Origin of the sequence: Flavobacterium humidisoli, from assembly GCF_023272795.1 — a bacterium.
GTDB lineage: Bacteria > Bacteroidota > Bacteroidia > Flavobacteriales > Flavobacteriaceae > Flavobacterium > Flavobacterium humidisoli.
In genome coordinates, this window is record NZ_CP096829.1 from 3,076,839 (window position 1) to 3,096,259 (window position 19,421).

General features: G+C 33.8%; 20 protein-coding genes and 1 pseudogene. 11 read left to right on the forward strand and 10 right to left on the reverse strand.

Features of this window, described 5'->3' with window-relative positions:
- Nucleotides 1-197 precede the first annotated feature (197 nt).
- From M0M44_RS13160 to M0M44_RS13200, 9 genes are all read left to right on the forward strand, one after another.
- Nucleotides 198-1,046: a hypothetical protein gene (locus tag M0M44_RS13160; RefSeq protein WP_248726059.1), complete on the forward strand. Its 849-nt coding sequence runs from the start codon at nucleotides 198-200 to the stop codon at nucleotides 1,044-1,046.
- Nucleotides 1,047-1,108: 62 nt separating this feature from the next.
- Nucleotides 1,109-1,633 (forward strand): hypothetical protein, encoded by a 525-nt coding sequence (locus M0M44_RS13165; protein ID WP_248726060.1) that lies wholly within the window; start codon nucleotides 1,109-1,111, stop codon nucleotides 1,631-1,633.
- A 6-nt stretch (nucleotides 1,634-1,639) separates the two neighbouring features.
- Nucleotides 1,640-2,044 carry a hypothetical protein gene (locus M0M44_RS13170; protein ID WP_248726061.1) on the forward strand — a complete coding sequence of 135 codons (405 nt, stop codon included), beginning with the start codon at nucleotides 1,640-1,642 and terminating at the stop codon, nucleotides 2,042-2,044.
- A gap of 38 nt (nucleotides 2,045-2,082) precedes the next feature.
- Nucleotides 2,083-2,370: a curli production assembly/transport protein CsgE gene (locus M0M44_RS13175; protein WP_248730006.1), complete on the forward strand. Its 288-nt coding sequence runs from the start codon at nucleotides 2,083-2,085 to the stop codon at nucleotides 2,368-2,370.
- A 16-nt stretch (nucleotides 2,371-2,386) separates the two neighbouring features.
- Nucleotides 2,387-2,791: a curli production assembly/transport component CsgF gene (locus tag M0M44_RS13180; protein WP_248726062.1), complete on the forward strand. Its 405-nt coding sequence runs from the start codon at nucleotides 2,387-2,389 to the stop codon at nucleotides 2,789-2,791.
- Between the two features lies 1 nt (nucleotide 2,792).
- A complete protein-coding gene (locus tag M0M44_RS13185) occupies nucleotides 2,793-4,154 on the forward strand; it encodes a CsgG/HfaB family protein (RefSeq protein ID WP_248726063.1) in 1,362 nt (453 codons plus the stop codon).
- Nucleotides 4,155-4,211: 57 nt separating this feature from the next.
- A complete protein-coding gene (locus tag M0M44_RS13190; RefSeq protein ID WP_248726064.1) occupies nucleotides 4,212-5,696 on the forward strand; it encodes a carboxypeptidase regulatory-like domain-containing protein in 1,485 nt (494 codons plus the stop codon).
- Nucleotides 5,697-5,850: 154 nt separating this feature from the next.
- Nucleotides 5,851-7,029 (forward strand): AIR synthase related protein, encoded by a 1,179-nt coding sequence (locus M0M44_RS13195; protein WP_248726065.1) that lies wholly within the window; start codon nucleotides 5,851-5,853, stop codon nucleotides 7,027-7,029.
- Between the two features lie 53 nt (nucleotides 7,030-7,082).
- Nucleotides 7,083-7,439 (forward strand): hypothetical protein, encoded by a 357-nt coding sequence (locus tag M0M44_RS13200; RefSeq protein ID WP_095929890.1) that lies wholly within the window; start codon nucleotides 7,083-7,085, stop codon nucleotides 7,437-7,439.
- A gap of 65 nt (nucleotides 7,440-7,504) precedes the next feature.
- Here the strand turns inward: M0M44_RS13200 and M0M44_RS13205 are convergent, their stop codons facing one another.
- Nucleotides 7,505-8,128 carry a M949_RS01915 family surface polysaccharide biosynthesis protein gene (locus M0M44_RS13205; RefSeq protein ID WP_248726066.1) on the reverse strand — a complete coding sequence of 208 codons (624 nt, stop codon included), beginning with the start codon at nucleotides 8,126-8,128 and terminating at the stop codon, nucleotides 7,505-7,507.
- Between the two features lie 137 nt (nucleotides 8,129-8,265).
- Between M0M44_RS13205 and M0M44_RS13210 the strand changes: the two genes are divergently transcribed.
- Nucleotides 8,266-10,602: a GH92 family glycosyl hydrolase gene (locus tag M0M44_RS13210; protein ID WP_248726067.1), complete on the forward strand. Its 2,337-nt coding sequence runs from the start codon at nucleotides 8,266-8,268 to the stop codon at nucleotides 10,600-10,602.
- A gap of 155 nt (nucleotides 10,603-10,757) precedes the next feature.
- Nucleotides 10,758-11,201: pseudogene (locus tag M0M44_RS13215) on the forward strand (hypothetical protein).
- Nucleotides 11,202-11,287: 86 nt separating this feature from the next.
- Here the strand turns inward: M0M44_RS13215 and M0M44_RS13220 are convergent.
- The 9 genes from M0M44_RS13220 to M0M44_RS13260 form a co-directional block, all read right to left on the reverse strand.
- Complete coding sequence (locus tag M0M44_RS13220) at nucleotides 11,288-13,144, reverse strand: M61 family metallopeptidase (RefSeq protein ID WP_248726068.1); 1,857 nt, start codon at nucleotides 13,142-13,144, stop codon at nucleotides 11,288-11,290.
- 109 nt (nucleotides 13,145-13,253) lie between these two features.
- On the reverse strand, nucleotides 13,254-13,532 hold the full coding sequence (locus M0M44_RS13225) for a DUF2805 domain-containing protein (protein ID WP_008462445.1): 279 nt from the start codon (nucleotides 13,530-13,532) through the stop codon (nucleotides 13,254-13,256).
- 121 nt (nucleotides 13,533-13,653) lie between these two features.
- Complete coding sequence (locus M0M44_RS13230; RefSeq protein ID WP_248726069.1) at nucleotides 13,654-14,481, reverse strand: sterol desaturase family protein; 828 nt, start codon at nucleotides 14,479-14,481, stop codon at nucleotides 13,654-13,656.
- 114 nt (nucleotides 14,482-14,595) lie between these two features.
- Nucleotides 14,596-14,835 carry a GlsB/YeaQ/YmgE family stress response membrane protein gene (locus M0M44_RS13235; protein WP_111286841.1) on the reverse strand — a complete coding sequence of 80 codons (240 nt, stop codon included), beginning with the start codon at nucleotides 14,833-14,835 and terminating at the stop codon, nucleotides 14,596-14,598.
- A 45-nt stretch (nucleotides 14,836-14,880) separates the two neighbouring features.
- Nucleotides 14,881-15,588, reverse strand: a complete 708-nt coding sequence (gene aqpZ / locus M0M44_RS13240; RefSeq protein WP_248726070.1) for an aquaporin Z — start codon at nucleotides 15,586-15,588, stop codon at nucleotides 14,881-14,883.
- Between the two features lie 26 nt (nucleotides 15,589-15,614).
- The gene (locus tag M0M44_RS13245) at nucleotides 15,615-15,971 is read right to left on the reverse strand and encodes a DoxX family protein (RefSeq protein ID WP_248726071.1); all 357 of its coding nucleotides are present in this window, start codon (nucleotides 15,969-15,971) and stop codon (nucleotides 15,615-15,617) included.
- An 87-nt stretch (nucleotides 15,972-16,058) separates the two neighbouring features.
- Complete coding sequence (locus M0M44_RS13250) at nucleotides 16,059-16,961, reverse strand: EamA family transporter (protein ID WP_248726072.1); 903 nt, start codon at nucleotides 16,959-16,961, stop codon at nucleotides 16,059-16,061.
- 222 nt (nucleotides 16,962-17,183) lie between these two features.
- A complete protein-coding gene (locus tag M0M44_RS13255) occupies nucleotides 17,184-18,308 on the reverse strand; it encodes a peptidylprolyl isomerase (RefSeq protein WP_248726073.1) in 1,125 nt (374 codons plus the stop codon).
- 30 nt (nucleotides 18,309-18,338) lie between these two features.
- Nucleotides 18,339-19,415 (reverse strand): peptidylprolyl isomerase, encoded by a 1,077-nt coding sequence (locus M0M44_RS13260; protein ID WP_248726074.1) that lies wholly within the window; start codon nucleotides 19,413-19,415, stop codon nucleotides 18,339-18,341.
- Between the last annotated feature and the right edge of the window lie 6 nt (nucleotides 19,416-19,421).

The following is a 19,421-nucleotide window of genomic DNA, read 5'->3' on the forward strand; positions in this document are numbered from 1 at the left end:
TAATATGTTGTAAAATAGGTATTTATACGTGAACCGGTTTTGCAGAAAGTTTTCTAATTTTGGTCGTGAAGTTGAGAAAATAAGATTAAAAATCTATTTCAAATGATGTTCTGAAGCGCCCCCGTTTCCCCCCAAATTGTAAACCTGCAAGTACCTACATAATAATCTGTATTAATAACCAATTAAATATATTTATTATGAAAAAAGTAATTTTAAGCATCTCCGCGATGCTGTTTGTAGGTGTAGCAGCAATTGCTCAGGGAAACACTTCATCAGTAAACCAGGTTGGAAATTCTGACACAGGTATTGTAAATCAAAATGGTCAAACGAATGATTCTAAGATCGACCAATTAGGAAATTCGAACAAATCTGAAGTTTATCAAGGAATTCAGCCAGGAGTTTATAATGCTAAAAATAATGCTGCAGATGTAAAACAAAAAGGGAACAATAATACTGCATTTGCTTCTCAAAGTAACCATGACAACAAAGCTTACCAAACACAAACAGGAGACTGGAATAAAGCAACAATTTGGCAAGATCAAATCGCTCCTCCAGCATCAGCATTAGGAGGATTTGATAAAGCAACTCAAACACAAACAGGAAAAAACAACGAAGCTATTATTGATCAAGGTACAACTGGAAACGAAAAACCAACCGGAGCTCCTTTCAATGCAGCTCAATTGGCAGCTGTTAATTTAGTGAGTGTGCCATTTGCTCCTCATAACACTAACGAAGCTACTCAAACTCAAAACGGAGATGGTAACTATGCTTATGCTACTCAAGGAGGTGTTAAAAACAAATCATGGCAGACACAAAAAGCTCCAGCTGGAACTTCTGTAGCAGATGGTAACAAATCATACCACTATCAATATGGTAATGAAAACAGCGCTACTACATCTCAAGATGGTACTAAGTTGAAAGAAAGCACTTTGCAAATTGGTAACAACAATACTGCAACTGTAACTCAAACTGGTGCTTCTCATAGCAGTGTTGCGTTTTCAAACGGAAACTTGAATACAATTACTGTTACTCAATCAGGAATGTAAGAGTGAAAAGAAAATGTGATAGCCGTATAACGGTTATCACATTTTTTAATTTAAATTATTAAATGATGAAAACTTTCATTTTATACATAATACTTTTGATCTTTTACTGCCCTGTGTTTTATGCTCAGGAAAAAGCAGATGATTCAGAATTTAAAAATTATAGTTCATCGCTTTTTAATTCAAAAGATAAAGCATTTAGTATTGTTTCTAATTTGAATAAAAAAGAACAAAACGAATTAAATTCTCGAATTCCATCTGGCGTGCAAATTCAGCAGATAGGAGATTTTAATAAAGTATATGCAGCTTTAAAATCTAACGATACTAAGGTAGCAGTAGATCAATATGGTGATCGCAACACATTACTGTTAGATAAAAATGCTAAAACCATTACCCAAAGTGTTATTCAGCAAGGAGACAATAACAAGATTACCGATTTTACATTGCATACAAATTACAATGTAAATATGGAAATGATCCAAAAAGGAGATAATCAAAGCATTCAAAACATTGGAACCAATTCACTGTCCAAAAACATGAAAATTACACAGACAGGAAATGGAGCCTCAATTATTCTTATAAATAATTAAAATAACATGCATTTTATAAACAGACATATTACCCTCTTTTTAATGCTCTTTTCATTTATAATGTTTGGACAAGTTCCACAGGATAAATTAAAAGCAAAAATTGAAATAGAGAAAGTAGAGAACAGCATAAAAATTACAGGTACTGCAGAAAACTTAACAGATGTTATTCGCAGTGCAGCTTATCGATTGTCTGTTATAAAAAATAATGATAAAAGTAATAATCAGTCTAATAATGAACAAGTTGGTGTTTTTACCTTACAGCCCAATGAGATTCAGAAATTATCCACCTCTCAAATTAATTTGAACGCAGACGACGAAGTAATTGTTTTACTACTGTTTTATGATGAAAACAAACAAATTGTAGCAAAAGATCGTGTGGTATTAGGTGAAGAAAAAAAAAAGATAATGTAATAGTCCTTCCTACTGATGGATTTGTTTTAAGAGGTATTATCACCGATGATACTAAAACAAAAGCAGGAAAAGATTTTTACGACAGGTATTATTACAAATACAATGAAATAGGGATAAACGCCGAAAAAATAGTAACAATAGGTGAAGAATATAGTTTTGCCAGAAATACTGCAATATCTATAGTGATAGATAATGAGGTTATTTATAATTTTCTAATTAGGCCAGACGACGAATTTTTAGATGCGGTTGCAGAAGAAGCTGTAAACGCAACCTTTACTTATTTGAAAGAAAAAGAAAAAGAACGCAAATATTTCACTCAGTATTAATTTTATTATTAGCGCTATGAAATTTATTTTAACCTTCGCAGTAGTACTCTGCATTTCTCCGTTTATAAACGCTCAGGCATTAGTTTATAAACCAGTCAATCCGGCTTTTGGAGGAGACACCTTTAATTATCAATGGCTTTTAAGCAGTGCAGAAGCACAGAATAAGCAAAAAGATAAGACAGCAGTTCCTACAACACAAACTGATTTAGAACGATTTAAAGCCAATTTAAATTCGCAATTGTTAAGTCAGATCTCTAGCCAACTTTACAAACAGCAATTTGGTACAGATGGTATCAAAGAAGGCTCTTATACTTTTGGGAGTTATTCGGTAGATGTTTTTCCGTCATCAGATGGATTAACACTTAATATTTTGGATACCAATACAGGAGAGCAAACACAAGTAATCATCCCAAATCAATAACATGCGATTACATCACTACTTATTTATTTTATTTGGATTTCTTTTTAATGGCTGCGGCGCTTACTACAATCAACCCACTGGAGTTCAAAAAGCTGTTTTGGGAGAGGGAACGCCTGCGACATCATTACTAAAAGATTTGCCAAAACCTAAGGAACCAGTTGTGGTTGGCGTCTATAAATTTAGAGACCAAACAGGACAATATAAACCTCAGGAAAATGGAAGCAGTTTTAGTACAGCTGTGACCCAGGGAGCCACTTCTATTTTGATAAAAGCGCTGGAGGACTCAAAATGGTTTATACCAATTGAGCGTGAAAATATTGGAAATCTATTGCAGGAGCGAAATCTTATTCGTGCTACTCGTCAAGAATATATAAAAAATGCTGATCCAAATGAACCGCAACTAACCCCTTTATTGTATGCGGGAGTTTTATTAGAAGGAGGAATTGTTTCCTATGATTCTAATATTATTACTGGCGGATTTGGTGCCCGATATTTTGGTGCAGGAGCATCTGTAAAATACCGTCAGGATCGCGTGACTATTTATCTGAGAATGATTTCTACATCAAACGGAAAAATTTTAAAATCTGTTTATATTTCAAAAACCATCTTGTCGCAAGCAATTGACGAAAGCCTTTTTAGATATGTCAATTTTAAAAGACTCCTAGAAGTAGAAACTGGATATACCACAAACGAGCCTGTGCATATGGCAGTTACAGAAGCGATAGAAAAAGCTGTTGAATCTTTGGTATTAGAAGGAATAAAAGATAATGTCTGGGAAGCTGATGCTCCAAAATGGGAAGTGGATAATTTACTGAAAGCTTACGCCGAAGAAACCAAAACTGCCGATGTAACTGGTCTGTATGACAGAGTGCTTGAAAACAGAAGAAGTAAATTTGCCATAGAACTTTCTGGCGGTACTACTTTAATGGATGGAGATTATCGAGATCCGCTATTAAGACCTTTTGGACGCGGAGCTTTAAAATGGATGCTTACTCCAAGTTTTACAGTAAGTGCTTCTACCAATGTGGTAAACCTTGCTAACAAAAATTTGCTTGATGTCGGCTATATTACCTATGATTTGAATATGGAATGGATCATTCTTCCAAAAGACCGTTTTACTCCATATTTATATGCTGGAGGAGGATATGGTATGAATAGGAAATTTGAAAATACCTATGGTAAATTTCAATACGGAGCAGGTTTAGAGTATATGGCATCCGATCGCATAGGAATAAAATTGTTTGCTGAGCAGAATATCAATTTCAGTGACAATCTTGATTATATCGTAGCAGGAACACGTGATGATTACTATTATAAATTCGGCTTAGGACTAACGTTTTATTTCGGCAAAAAGAAAAAGTAATAGGTTGGAAATTTCGAAAATAGAAGACACACGTTTAAATCTTAAAGCAAGCTAATCATGAAGAATTTATACAAAATAATAAATGCAATTTTTTTAGTGGTTTTGATTTCCTGCAGTGAAGAAAAAATTGGAGAATCTGCATATGGAACTGTTACAGGAAAAGTCGTTAACAGCGAAACTTTTGCACCGATGGAAAATGTGAAAATAATGTCTAGCCCAACAACTAGTACAGTATTTACAGATGCCGAAGGAAAGTTTACTGTTTCTAATGTCAAAGTTGGCGAATATTCTTTTCAGGCTCAAAAAGATGGCTTTACAGCAAAATTTGAATCAGTCAACGTGACGGCAAATAATACATCAGAAATTGTTTTTGAATTAAATAAATCTACGGCAAATAACAAACCGCCAACAGTTCCTGTCTTGACAGCTCCTGCGGATAATAGTATAAACCAACCCGTAAATTTAGATTTAACATGGACTGTTACAGATCCAGATAATGATGCAATGACATATACTGTAACACTTAGAAATGATAAAAATAGCGATGTTGCTGTTTTCAATGACATAAAAGATAAAAAGTTGGCAATCACAGATCTGATTTATGGAACAAAATATTATTGGCAAGTTACAGTAAATGATGGGGTAAATACTGCCGTATTAAGTACTATTAGCGCTTTCTCTACCATAGCATTTCCAGCAACAAGAAATTTATTTGTTAAAACTATTAGCGGTAATAATGTGATTTTTGCTGCAGATGATGCAGGCAGACAATACCAATTGACAAGTTCAGATAAAAATAGTTGGCGTCCGAGACGAAACAATCAGGCTCAGAAAATTGCTTTTATAGGAACAAGCGGCTCGCAAAATGATATTTATACCATGAATTTTGACGGGACCGATATTAAAAAAGTAACAAGTTCGGTTTCTATTGCAGGGTTTAATGCCGATTATTTAGGTTACTCTTGGAATGCGTCAGGAAGCGAATTTATTTATCCAAATTTTGATAAGCTATATCGAATAAAAAGTGACGGCAGCGGATTGACAAAAATCTTTCAGACTCCAAATGGTAAGTTTATTTCAGAATGCGATTGGAGTGCAGACGGAAGTAAAATAGCTTTAAAAGTAAATGATATAAATGGTTATAATGTAGAAATATATGTTATAAATCCGTCGGGTGTAATTGTTACGCCTGTACTGGCAGGAGAACTTGGCGCTGTTAGCGGTTTGAATTTTTCTGTTTCTGGACTAAAATTAGTTTATACAAAAGATGTTTCTGGATTCGAGAGTTCAAATTACCGTCAGCTGGATTCTAGAATTTTCGAATATAGTTTTCTTCTTGGAAATTCTTACCAATTGACCACAGAAAAAATAGCAGGAACAAACGATCTGGATGTTCGATATTCTCCAAATGAAGCAGAATTAATTTTTCTAAATACTTCAAATGATGGAATTTCTGTAAAAAATGTAGTGAAATGCGGTATAGGAGTTGCGAATTCGAGAACTACGTTGTTTACAGGATCATCCATGCCCGACTGGGAATAAAAATAAAAAGCCAAGAGCTTCATAACCAATTTTATTTCGGGAAATCGGCAGAAAGTAATCTTCTGCCGATTTTTTTTAGAATCAAATAATCGAATAAGTCAAAGAATTAAAAAAAGGGATTATCTTTGCACCACATCAACACAAACTAATTTTCATGAGTTCAGATTCTAGCAAAAGATATGCACAAAGAGGTGTTTCGGCATCAAAAGAAGACGTACATAACGCTATAAAAAATATTGACAAAGGTTTATTTCCGCAAGCATTCTGTAAAATTGTTTCTGACTATTTAACTCAGGACGATGAGCATTGCCTTATTATGCATGCTGACGGAGCGGGTACAAAGTCATCTTTGGCATACATGTACTGGAAAGAAACTGGAGATCTTTCTGTTTGGAAAGGAATCGCTCAAGATGCGTTAATCATGAATATTGACGATTTATTGTGTGTTGGCGCAACAGATAATATTTTGCTTTCTTCAACTATTGGAAGAAATAAAAACCTGATTCCAGCTGAGGTAATTTCTGCAATTATCAACGGAACAGAAGAATTAATCAACGAATTAAAATCGTTCGGAGTTACTATTCATTCAACTGGTGGAGAAACTGCCGATGTTGGAGATGTAGTTCGTACTATTATTGTAGACTCTACAGTAACAGCTCGTATGAAACGCAGTGATGTTGTAGATAACGCAAACATTAAAGCGGGAGATGTAATCGTTGGTTTGGCTTCTTTCGGACAAGCAACTTATGAGAAAAGCTATAATGGCGGAATGGGAAGTAACGGATTAACTTCTGCACGTCATGACGTTTTCGGGAAATATTTGGCTAAGAAATATCCAGAAAGCTACGATGCGGCAGTTCCAGAAGAATTAATCTATTCAGGACAAGTTAATTTAACAGATGAAGTTGAAAACAGCCCAATCAATGCTGGTCAGTTAGTGCTTTCTCCAACTAGAACATACGCACCAATTATCAAGAAAATTTTAGATAAATATACTCCAAATGATATTCATGGAATGGTACATTGCAGTGGAGGAGCGCAAACTAAAATTTTACATTTTGTCAAAGATTTACACGTTATAAAAGACAATTTGTTTCCGGTACCGCCATTGTTCAAATTAATTCAAGAACAATCAAAAACAGATTGGAAAGAAATGTATCAGGTTTTCAACTGCGGTCACAGAATGGAGCTTTATGTTCCAGAAAATATTGCACAGGATATTATCGAAATTTCGAAATCATTTAATGTTGATGCGCAAATTGTTGGTAGAGTAGAAGCATCTGATTCTAAAAAGCTTACTATCACAAGCGAATACGGAACATTCAATTATTAATTTTTATGTAGAGACGCACTGCAGTGCGTCTCTACAATTATAAAAACTTTACTATGTACGAATTACTTTTTTGGAAATACCTAGACGAAATCTACCTGAACAATCAGGAAGTTTATGAAGCTCTTGTCGAAAAACAAGAAGTTGAAGGTCTGGCTGAACTTCAAGTTGAGGTAATCGTAAACAGAATAAATTCAGTCTTTTCTGAATGGGAAAGAGTGGATGAAAACAGCTGGAAAAACTCAAAAGGGAAAGGTGCATTTCAAGTTGTTACGACACCCCAAAGCATAAAAATTGACTGCTACGGAACAGAAGGAAAAACCATGAATAAACTAGTAGATATCATGGAAGAATTCAAATGTCCGCTTTACGATCCGCAAGTTCCAGAACGTTATGATGAAATGAATGAGTAAATTTTTGTTTCAGGTTTGAAGTTTCAAGTTTTTGGAATTTAAAATTTAAAAAATAGGAATTTTAATTACCCATTCTTCAAAAGTAAATCCTGTTCTTTTCTCATTTTTTCTGTCAATTGATTGACGTATGTTTTTATTTTCTGCGGAAGCGTATTCCAGTTTTGATCTTTTTCAAAGCTTCTGCAATCATCTAAATCGCATTCAACCGCGCGAATAACATATTTTTTGTTTTTATAAACCGTAATAATTTTTACGCGTCTTATATAACCATCTTCATTGCGAGTTCCATAAACAATAATAGGTTCAATATAACCGTCACCATCAATATCTTTTGTACTGCAATATTTTGTCCAGAACCAAATGTTTGTTTCTTTCGGAATAGTATTCTCAAGCAAATCATTAATTCGCCATTTCTCGAGAAACCCGCCGTGATCATTGACTACGCAAATGGCTTGTATTTTGGTATTTAAAGTGTCTTTTTTAGAAACTGTTTTTTGATTTTCGCCCAAAACCAATTCGTAAACACCGCCTTTATCGCTAAATTCAAATGCTTTATAAATTGGGAAATCAGTTACAGCTGTAAGCTCTCTTTCTGAAATTTCTTGTTTGGTCAATTTATAGCTTTCTACTTTTTGAGAAAAAACAAATGTCGAATAAAAGGAAAGTAGAAAGGCAATATATTTTTTCATGTTTACTATATATTTTTAGTACATCAAAGATATTTAAACCTTTTGAGTCCTGCTAAATTTATGTTTTTTAAAAATAGATTTTGTTGTACTTTTCAATATTAAAAAAACAAAGAGGATTTCTAAGAAAAACAATAAAAATGATTAAAACAAATTGCAGTAATTTTCTTCTGGGAGTATTGGTTTTAGTACTTTCTACTAATAATATGGTAGGACAGAAGAAGGCAGGAGAAAAACGAAATTTAATTCAATATGTTGATCCAATGATTGGGACAGCAAAAATGGGACATACTTATCCAGGGGCAACAGTTCCTTTTGGGAGCGTGCAATTAAGCCCAGAAACCGATACCATTGCTTACAGTTTAAATGGAAAATACAATGGAGAAGTTTATAAATACTGCGCGGGATATCAATATGAAGATAAAACGATTGTAGGTTTTAGCCACACACATTTCAGCGGAACGGGACATTCCGATTTAGGTGATTTCTTGATTATGCCAACAACTGGAAAACTGCAATTGAATCCTGGTGTAGCATCAAAACCGTTGTCTGGTTATAGATCAGCATTTTCACATTCGACAGAAAAAGCAGAACCGGCATATTACAGCGTTTTTCTTGAAGACCATAAAATAAAAGCAGAATTGACAGCGACAACGCGCGTTGGAATGCATCAATATACTTTTCCAAAATCTAATGAAGCACATATCATTTTAGATTTGACTTCAGGAATTTACAATTACGATAAAAAAAATGTTTGGACATTTGTTCGTGTAGAAAACGATACTTTAATAACTGGATATCGCCAAACAAACGGATGGGCAAGAACTAGAACAGTTTATTTTGCAATGTCTTTCAATAAACCAATTAAAAGTTACGGACAAGCTGCTCAGGAAAAAAGCGTTTATAGAGGTTTTTGGGGGAGATTCGATCAAACGAAAAACTTTCCAGAAATGGCGGGTCAAAACCTAAAATTGTTTTTTGATTTTGATACGAATGAAGGCGAAAAAATCAAAATCAAAATGGCACTTTCTCCTGTAAGTTCTGCTGGTGCATTAGAAAATATGAAAAAAGAAGTTCCAGATTGGGATTTCGAAAAAGTAAAAAAACAAAGCCAGGACGTTTGGAATAATGAATTGAATAAAGTCCAAGTTGAAACCATTCAAAAAGAAGATTTGGTTAATTTTTATACCGCAATGTATCATGCATTTTTGGGACCAACAGAATACATGGATTTAGATAAAAATTATAAAGGTCTAGACATGAATGTACATAAAGCAGAGAACTTTACTAATTATACAAGTTATTCGTTTTGGGATACGTATCGTGCCTTGCATCCGTTATTTAATATTGTGCAGCCAAAAAGAAATGCCGATATGGTAAGTTCTATGTTAGCGCATTCAGATCAAAGTGTTCATAAAATGCTTCCAATTTGGTCGCATTATGCCAATGAAAACTGGTGTATGATTGGATATCATTCGGTTTCGGTTGTGGCAGATGCCATTGTAAAAGGGAATATTAATTTTGATGCAGAAAAAGCGCTTCAAGCTTGTGTAAATACTGCAAAAGTGCCTTATTATGATGGTTTGGAATTTTACATGAATAAAGGATATGTTCCAGAAGATAAAAATGGTGCTTCGGTTTCTAAAACTTTAGAATATGCTTATGACGATTGGGCAATTGCACAGGCAGCTAAGAAATTAGGAAAAACAGATGTTTATAATGAATTCATTAATAGATCTAAAAACTATAAAAATGTCTATGATGAGAAAACGGGTTTTATGCGTCCGAAATTGAATGACGGAACATTCAAAAAAGAGTTTGATCCGCTAGATACGCATGGACAAGGTTTTATTGAAGGAAATTCTTGGAATTACAGTTTATACGTGCCACAAGACCCAGCCGATATGATTAAATTGATGGGAGGAAATGAGAAATTTAAAGTTCGTTTAGATTCTCTCTTCAATATGCATCTTCCAGACAAGTATTTTGAAAACACTGAAGATATTACAAGAGATGGAATAATTGGGAATTACGTTCACGGAAATGAGCCTTCTCATCATGTAGTTTATTTGTACAATTGGACCGATTCTCCATGGAAAGCCCAAGATAAAATTAGGATGATCTTGAAAAAAATGTACAGAAACGGGGCTGATGGTTTAGGTGGAAATGACGATTTCGGGCAAATGAGCGCTTGGTATATTTTTAGCAGTTTAGGGTTTTATCCTGTTGCACCCGGTTCTGATGAATATGCGCTAGGAAGTCCGTTGATGAAAAATGCTATTTTAAATTTAGAAAACGGAAAAACATTTGAAGTCGCAACAATTAACCAATCCGATAAAAATGTGTTTGTTTCAAAAGTGCTTTTAAACGGAAAAGAACTTTCTAGACCTTTCTTAAAACATGAAGATGTTATGAATGGCGGAAAAATTACTTTTTATATGGCGACTAAACCGAATAAGAAGAATTATAAAAATTAACGTTATGTCACCCTGAGCGAAGTCGAAGGGCTATTGTTCTGAAAAGGGCTTCGACTTCGCTTAGCCTGACAAAGAATTCGCGAAAATTTATCCAATTCATGGCAAAACAATAAAAAACTTCACGAAATTTGCACTTCAAATAAAGAAAACGAGATATGAAAATAAATCTAAAATCAGGAATTGATAAACTGCTTTTCGGAATGAAGCAGAATGATGTAACAGCAGTTTTAGGAAAACCTGATAAAAACTATAAAGACGAAGACGATAACGTAATTTTTGTTTACAATGCCCATAAAATGAGATTAACTTTTTATGAGGAAGAAGATCTTAAATTGGGATATATTGTAGCATCAAGCAGTAGTCTAGAAGTTTTCGGATTCCAATTAATCGGAAGAAAAATTGCTGATGTAAAGAAAGATTTCGCAACAAAAGGAATCACAAAATACACTCAAGAAACTTTTGATACTTTCGAAAATTACTTCAACGAAGACAATTGATTTATCCTTCAAACAGAATTTGATGAAGTGGTTAAGTTTGAAATTGGAGCCATCATCAACGGCAAAGATGAGTTTGATTGGAAATTTCCTGTAAAGAAATAGCATATAGAAAACTTTGTCAAAGTTCCTAAAAGGCATAAAAAAAACCGACAAGCGATTGTCGGTTTTTTTATGTCCTTAAAAAGAATTTATCCTTTTAACCATGCATTTTTAAGTTTCTCTTTTGAAGCATCAGTTGCTTTAAAAGTTTCAGATTCTTCAAATGGTAATTTTACAGTTCCTTTAATGGTTTCTTCTTTAGTTCCACGTTTTACTTTAAGTGTAATAGGATCATTTTCTTTCCAGTTTTCACTTTCTGTAATTAAATCGTAAATATTATCTAGATTGTATGATTTATTGTTTACAGCTAAAATTTTATCACCACCTTTTAAGTTTAAGTTTTTAAAGAATTCGATTGATTCTGATTCAGGACGAACCGCGATTTCTTTTGTTGCTTTATCAATAGTAATGTAAGGAGTTTGTCCTTTAATGAACGGATTTCCAGATTTTTTCTCGCTTGCTTTTGTAACACCAACTTTTGCTAGATAAAAATCGTAAGGAATTGGAGTAGTTCCAGCAACATATTTATTTAAAAAGTCACCCACTTCAGGATAAGTTAAAGAAGTGATTTTTGCGAATAATTCATCGTCATTAAAAGGTTTTTCAACGCCATATTCATCAGATAATTTATGCATTAAATCAAGAATTCCTCTTTCGCCATTACTTTTCTCTCTAATGATAATGTCAATACACATACCAATTAGAGCACCTTTTTGGTATACATTTAAATATTGATCTTTATAAGGCTGATCTAATACATTTTTACTCATTACTGTAAACGACATCGTATCATCTAACTGTTTAGATTGTGCAATCTTGTCTGCAATACGAGTGTAGAATTCGGCTTCGTCAATTAAACCTTGGTTAATTTGGAATAGATTAGCAAAATATTCTGTTACACCTTCATACATCCATAAATGTTCAGACATCTTTGGTGCATTGTAATCAAAATACTGAATTTCTTTTGAGTGAATAGTTAATGGAGTTACAATATGAAAGAATTCGTGAGAAACCACATCTTTTAGTGTTTCTACCAATTTTTCTTTTGGCATTGATTCTGGTAAAACTACAGTTGTAGCAGTAGGGTGTTCTAAAGCTCCAAAACCATGAGCATCGTCTTTAGCCATGCTTGAAAGATAGACCAAAACAGTGTATTTTTTAGTAGAATTTACTTTTCCTAAAAAGTTTTTCTGCGCTGTCATCATCGTTTTCATCTCTGGAGTAATGCTCTCTGCAGTATATTTTCCAGTAGGAGAGTACACAGCAATTAAGATGTCCATTCCGTTTACATTAAAAGTAGTGTAATCCGGTTTAGAATACATAATTGGGTTTTCTACCAAAATAGCATAACGAGAAGTAGTAAACACATCAGAAGTATTGCTTGCATCTTGATCTGTCATAGAAGTAGCTCCCCAAAGTGTTTCAGGATGCGTAATAGTAACTTTGTACGGAACGTCTAACTTATCTTGAAAATACCCTACAAAACCATGAGTATTAACCATGAAATTTTTTCCTGCATCGATGTTTGTTCCTGCTGGAGAAAAAACATCGTCATTTCCAAATCCAGTTCCTTTTTCTGTATCGAAAGTATCATTTACCAGATAAGTAATTCTCTTTAATGTCTTTGCGTTTGAGATAGACCAAGAATTATCACCTAATCTTTTTACAGTAAGAGCGTTTCCTTTAGCATCAAAAGCTTTAAAATCTTCTGAATATTTTCCGTAATTATCTGTAGAATAAGTACCTGGAACGGTTTTCGGAATACTATAAGTAATTTCATCAGTCTTAATGGCTGGTGGCGTAACGGTTACCAAGACCTTATCGTCTTTAACATCACTTAGATTGATATTAACTTCAACTATATTGCTTTTTGCGGCACCAGTGCTACCTGTTTTACAGCTCCAAAAAGTTACCGCTAGAGCTAAGGTGTAAAGTATTTTTTTCATTTTTATATGTTTAGTTATATTGTTTGACACAAAAAGTACCGAAAAGTTACTAAAAAATCACATTATATTTAAAGATAAAAAAAAACTCCTGAAAAACAGGAGCTTTATTTTAGTCTAATTTATTCTTGATATAATATTTTCCGTCCAAATCTTCATCAAAATCATCTATTTTAACGGGTTTTGGTTTTGGTTTATTTGCAATTGCCTTCTTTTTCCACATCTCAAATTTTTCAAGAGGCATTTTCTTTTTCATGATGTCCAGGACTTCTTTTTCTGCCAATCCAAATTCTTTCTTTATAATTTCAAATGGATTTCTTTCTTCTAAAGCTAACGAAACAAGTCTTTCGGTTTGTTCCGGAGTTAATTCTTTGCGGCTACTCTTTTTCATCTCGTGAAAATTAATTCAAAATAGGGTGTTAATTATTAATAGATTGATTTTCAATTTCTGTATCAATATTAAAAAAAAAAATAATAAGTTGGTTCAGTAAAGTTCAATTTTTTTAATGATTTTAACTGTTTTTGAAGGATCTTGATTTTTGAAATGGAATTTTTAGCAGATTCTTCAATTCATTGTTTTCTTCAGACTTCATATGAGTATCTACTCCATATACAAGTTGATCTTTGGGTAAGTAGTTAAAGGTCTTAAAAAGCCTGTCCCAAATAGAAAAAATATTCCCATAATTGCTATCTGTATAAGGCAGCACATAATGATGATGCACTTTATGCATATTCGGAGAAACAATAAAATAACTTAAGAATAAATCCAATTTTTCTGGAAGCGAAATATTGGCGTGGTTAAATTGTGAAGCAACAACCGATAATGATTGATAAAGAAAAACCATCCACATTGGTGTCCCGATAATTAAAACGCCTAAAGTGGTAAAAATAAAACGTACTACACTTTCTCCAGGATGATGTCTATTGGCAGTTGTGGTATCGATCCAAGTGTCGGTATGGTGCACCAAATGAAACTGCCAAAGAATTTTTACTTTGTGTTCTACCAAATGGGCTAGATAAGCGCCAATTAAATCCAAAAGCAGTAAACCAATTATAGTATATAGCCAGATTGGCATTTTTGGAAGCCATTGCAGAATTCCAAAATTATTTTCGATTGTCCAAGCAGCAGTTCGTATTAAAATAAACGCAAGAATAAAATTGACAACAATTGTAGTGAAGGTAAAAAAGAAATTTATACCTGCGTGAGGCCATTTTTTATATTGCATTTTAAACAAAGGAAAACTGTTCTCAATAAGCCAGAAAATAGTAATACCACCAACCAAAATCAAACTTCTATGCGAAGAGGGAATTGTAGAAAAATAATTAATAATGTCATTCATGATACATAAATATTTGAATTAATTAAAGATTTCTTTTGGTTTTACTCCAATAAAAAAGAGAAAACCAAATATAAATATATCTGATTTTCTCTTTAGAAATTATTATTTAGGGTATTATTTTTTGATGAGGCTGATTATAAATAGTAAAACCCACGCACCTCCTACAGCAATCAGAATCTGCCACAGAAGACCGCCACCTCCAATGCCAAGTTTTCCAGCAATCCATCCTCCAATAAATCCGCCTATGATTCCGACAATAATATTACCAATTAAACCGAATCCGGCACCTTTCCAGATTTGACCCGCTAGCCATCCAGAAATGGCACCTATAAGTAAGAAATATAAAAATTCCATGTATTTTATTTTTTTTTAAATTAGAAATTGATTTTTTTTCAGTTATTAAGCTTCCGTATGATTTTGAAGCAGTGTTTTATAAAGGAAGCCTGCTGCTAATGCACCAAGAATAGGGGCAACCCAAAACAGCCAAACCTGAGATAATGGCTCTCCGCCAATAAAAATCGCTTGTGATAAAGATCTCGCTGGGTTTACAGAAGTATTAGTAATAGGAATACTGATTAAGTGTATTAAAGTTAACGCCAAACCGATTGCGATTCCTGCAAATCTGCCATTTGCAAATTTATCAGTTGCTCCTAAAATCACTAATAAAAAGAATAATGTAAGTACAAACTCTGCAATAAAAGCAGACTGTAAGGAATAGCCATCAGGAGAAAAAGCTCCAAAACCGTTAGATGCAAAGGCTCCAGCTTTTGTACTGTCAATTGCAAAACCAGCTTTTCCAGAAGCTATTGTATATAAAGTTCCTGCTGCCGCAATAGCTCCAACACATTGTGCAATGATGTACGGAATAAGATCTTTGGCCGAAAATCTTCCGCCAGCCCATAAACCAAAAGAAACAGCGGGATTAAAGTGACCGCCAGAAATGTGGCCAACAGCATATGCCATTGTAAGTACCGTTAAACCAAAAGCAAGCGCAACACCAGCAAATCCAATTCCTAAATTTGGAATTCCCGCTGCAAAGATTGCGCTTCCGCATCCACCAAAAACAAGCCAATAAGTTCCGAAAAACTCTGCAAATAATTTTTTCATAATAAAATAATTTTAAATGGTTAATGTTAGAATGTATATTGGTAAGCCCAATAAATCAAAACAATTTGTAAGGGCAAACGTACAAATAAAATCCATATTGGTAAACCAAAACCTGCTTTTTTATTTTGAAACATGTACAAATTGGCAGGGAAAACAGCAATCAATAGCATTATAATTCCCCAAGCGGCAATAGGCGTTGTAAAAGGCAGGATTAGCAAGATGCCTAGAATAATCTCAGCGGCACCACTTAAAATATTTATTAATTTGGGGTTTTTAAATGCAGGCGGAATGATCTTTATGTACATTCCAGGTTTTCTAAAATGATTTATCCCAGCAAGAATATAAAGGAAAGCCATTAAATATAAATGCCAAGGTAAAATCATGATATATAATTGTTTATCACGAATTTATAAAAAAATTAACAATTATTGCATTACAAGACTTCTTTTTTTGAAAGTATGTATTTTGGGTTATTTTTTTGACTTGAAATTTACATTCATAATAATTATGGCTAGAATAATCAATACAATGCCGACCCATTGAGAGAAGATTACTTTTTCGTTTAATAAAACATAGGCCATCATCACCGAAACCGGCAGTTCTAGGGCAGAAACAATACTTCCTAGTCCAATTCCAGTTAATGGAAAACCTGCCGTCATTAAAAGCGGTGGAATTATTGTACCAAATAATGATAATACAATTCCCCATTTAAGGAAGATTTCCATATTAAAAGCAGTAACCTGTGTTGCAAAAGCAAACGAAAATACAATAACAGCACCACCCAAAAGCATATAAAGACTTCTTTGAGCAGATGAAATTTCGGTTGCTACACTATTTGCAGTAAACATAGTTGTAGTAAAAGAAGCAGCAGCCAACATTCCCCAAAATAAACCTCTCCAGTCTAATTCGATATCATTATTGATAATATTAGTGGCTAAAACAGTTCCGAAAAGCACAATAAGTACTGCAATTACTTTTTGTTTTGAAGGCAGTTTTTTTTCTAAAATCATTTCAAGCAAAACACCCATCCAAACGGTTTGCATCAGTAAAACGATTCCGATAGAAACAGGAATATATTTTACCGCCAAATAATAAAATAAGCTTGTCATTCCTAAAGAAGTTCCAGCAAGCATTAAATTGAAGATATTTTTACGAGATGCTTTTACGGCAGGCTTGTTTTTATTTTTAATGCGCTGAAAGAGATTGATTGCAAGAATACCTAGAATTCCGTATATAAACTGTGAGGTCGTTACTTCTGCAGTTGTGTATCCTTCAGAATAGGCCATTTTTACAAAAGTAGCTAACATTCCGTAAGTAGTTGCTCCCAAAGCAACAAGAAAAACACCCTTTAATACATTATTTTGCGACGTCATAAATTATCTGTTTTTAAAAAATTAAGCCGGCAAAGGTAAGCTATTTTGTTTAGGATTCTCTTGTACTATGTTGAAAATAGTGATTTAATTGTAATGGAATGGATTTTTAAAAGCTTAAATTAAGAATTCTTTAAAAAATCAAATGACAAAAAATAGAAAAGCCATCAAGAATAATTCTGATGGCTTTTTATATGTATAAAGAATAAATCTTCTATTTTCTAATTACTTAGGCTGGTTTTGATAAGTTTCAATTTCAAAAATCAAAGTTGCATTTGGAGGAATAACTCCGCCAGCACCTTTTTCGCCATACGCTAAATTTGAAGGTAAGAAGAAAATCGCTTTTTCTCCGTCTGTCATCATATCAAGAGCTTCAAGAAAACCAGGAATCATTCCTTCTTTTTTACCAACTGTAAAAGGAAAAGCCTTGTAGCCACCTTGGGCATCTCTATTGGCATCATATTTTCCATATGCTTTTGCGACTGGAGCCATACTGCTGTCAAATAAGTTTCCGTCTTCAAAATATCCAGCGTAGTGAAAGTAGATTGTAGAACCTTCAGCACCTTTAACACCAGTACCTTTTTGAGTGATTACATATTTTAACCCAGAAGCTGTTGCAGTTGCTTTTGCTTTTAAGTCTTTAAAATAAGCCGCTTTTGCAGTTATTACTTTTTTTGCTTCTTCTTTTTTAGCAGCTTCTTTTTTTACATCATCACTTAAAACTTTTAAGGCATCAAATTTCTTTGCTGCTGCACCTTTGCGTGTAATAACAATTTTTGTCATTACATCGTCCTGAACAATTTTATTTACATTATCCATTCCTGAAACAACATGGCCAAAAATAGTGTGTTTTCCGTTCAACCAAGGAGTATCTTTATGTGTAATGAAAAACTGGCTTCCGTTTGTTGCTGGGCCAGAATTTGCCATGGCAAGAACACCGCCTTTTTCGAATTTTAAATCGTCTACAAATTCATCTTTAAAAGAATATCCTGGACCTCCAGAACCGTTTCCGTCAGGATCACCACCCTGAATCATGAAATCGTTAATTACTCTATGGAATTTTAATCCGTTGTAAAATGGTTTTCCTTTAAGAGATGCTTTAACGTTAGGATTTGTACCTTCTGCTAAAGTAATAAAGTTTGCTACTGTAACGGGAGCTTTAACATATTCTAAGGAAAGAACAATGTCTCCTTTTGTAGTAGATATAGTAGCAAAAATCCCATCCCCAGGATTTGACGCAGCAGCTGCTGTAGTTGTAGGTTTTGCTGCTGGTTTTGTAGCAGGTTTTTTAGTTTGAGCTTGTATATTTACTATGGCTAAGCAAAATAAAAATAGAAATTTAAATTTCATTGCTTTTAAAATTTTAAGTCTTTAATTCAATTACTGTTTGTCTGAAATCTGGATTTCGAAAATAATATTAGCGTTTGGCGGAATTACACCTCCAGCGCCAGTTGCTCCGTAAGCTAAGTGCGATGGAATGAAAAGAACTGCTTTGTCACCATAAGACAATTGCTCAACACCTTCAATAAACCCTGGAATTAAGCCATCTTTACGGCCTGCTTTAAATTCAATTGGTTTGTAAGCTTGTGCTTGTGCTCTTGCAGGATCAAATTTCCCGAATTCTTTTGCAACTTCTTCAATGCTAGTGTCAAATAAAGTTCCGTTTTCAAGGAAACCAGCGTAGTGAATGTAAATTTGACTTCCAATAGCAGGTTTCTTGCCACTTCCTTTTTCTGTAATTACATATTCTAAACCGCTTGTAGTTTTAGTTGCTTTTGGCTTTAGAGTAGCATAATAATCTACTTTTTCTTTTTGAGCTCCAGCGTATTTTTGTTGTTCTTTTGCAATGTCAGCAAAATAATCGTGGAATACTTTTACAGCATCGAATTTTTTCGCCGCTTCACCATTTCTAATAATAGTTACAGCAACGATATTGTCTCCTTGAACAACTTTGTTTACTACCTCTTGATCTTTTGCACTTACAACATGACCAAAAATAGTGTGTAGGTTGTCTAACCAAGGAGTTTCTACGTGAGTAATAAAAAACTGGCTGCTGTTTGTTCCAGGCCCGTTATTTGCCATCGCTAAAACTCCAGCTTTGTCAAATTTTAAATCTGAGAATTCATCTTTAAATTTATATCCAGTATCTCCAGAACCAGTTCCTAATGGATCACCACTTTGAATCATGAAACTTTCAATTACTCGGTGGAATTTTAAACCGTCAAAGAAAGGTTTCTTTTTTAATTGCTCGTGCGTTACAAACTCGTTTTTACCTTCAGCTAAAGTCACAAAGTTAGCCACTGTAATTGGTGCTTTTTTGTAATCAAGCTCTACAATGATGTGACCTTTGTTTGTTTCTATATCGGCATATAAACCATCAGGAAGATTACTGTGGTCATCTTTACAAGAATAAAATGAGCCTACGGCTATTAGTAATAATAAAATACTCTTTTTCATTTTAAG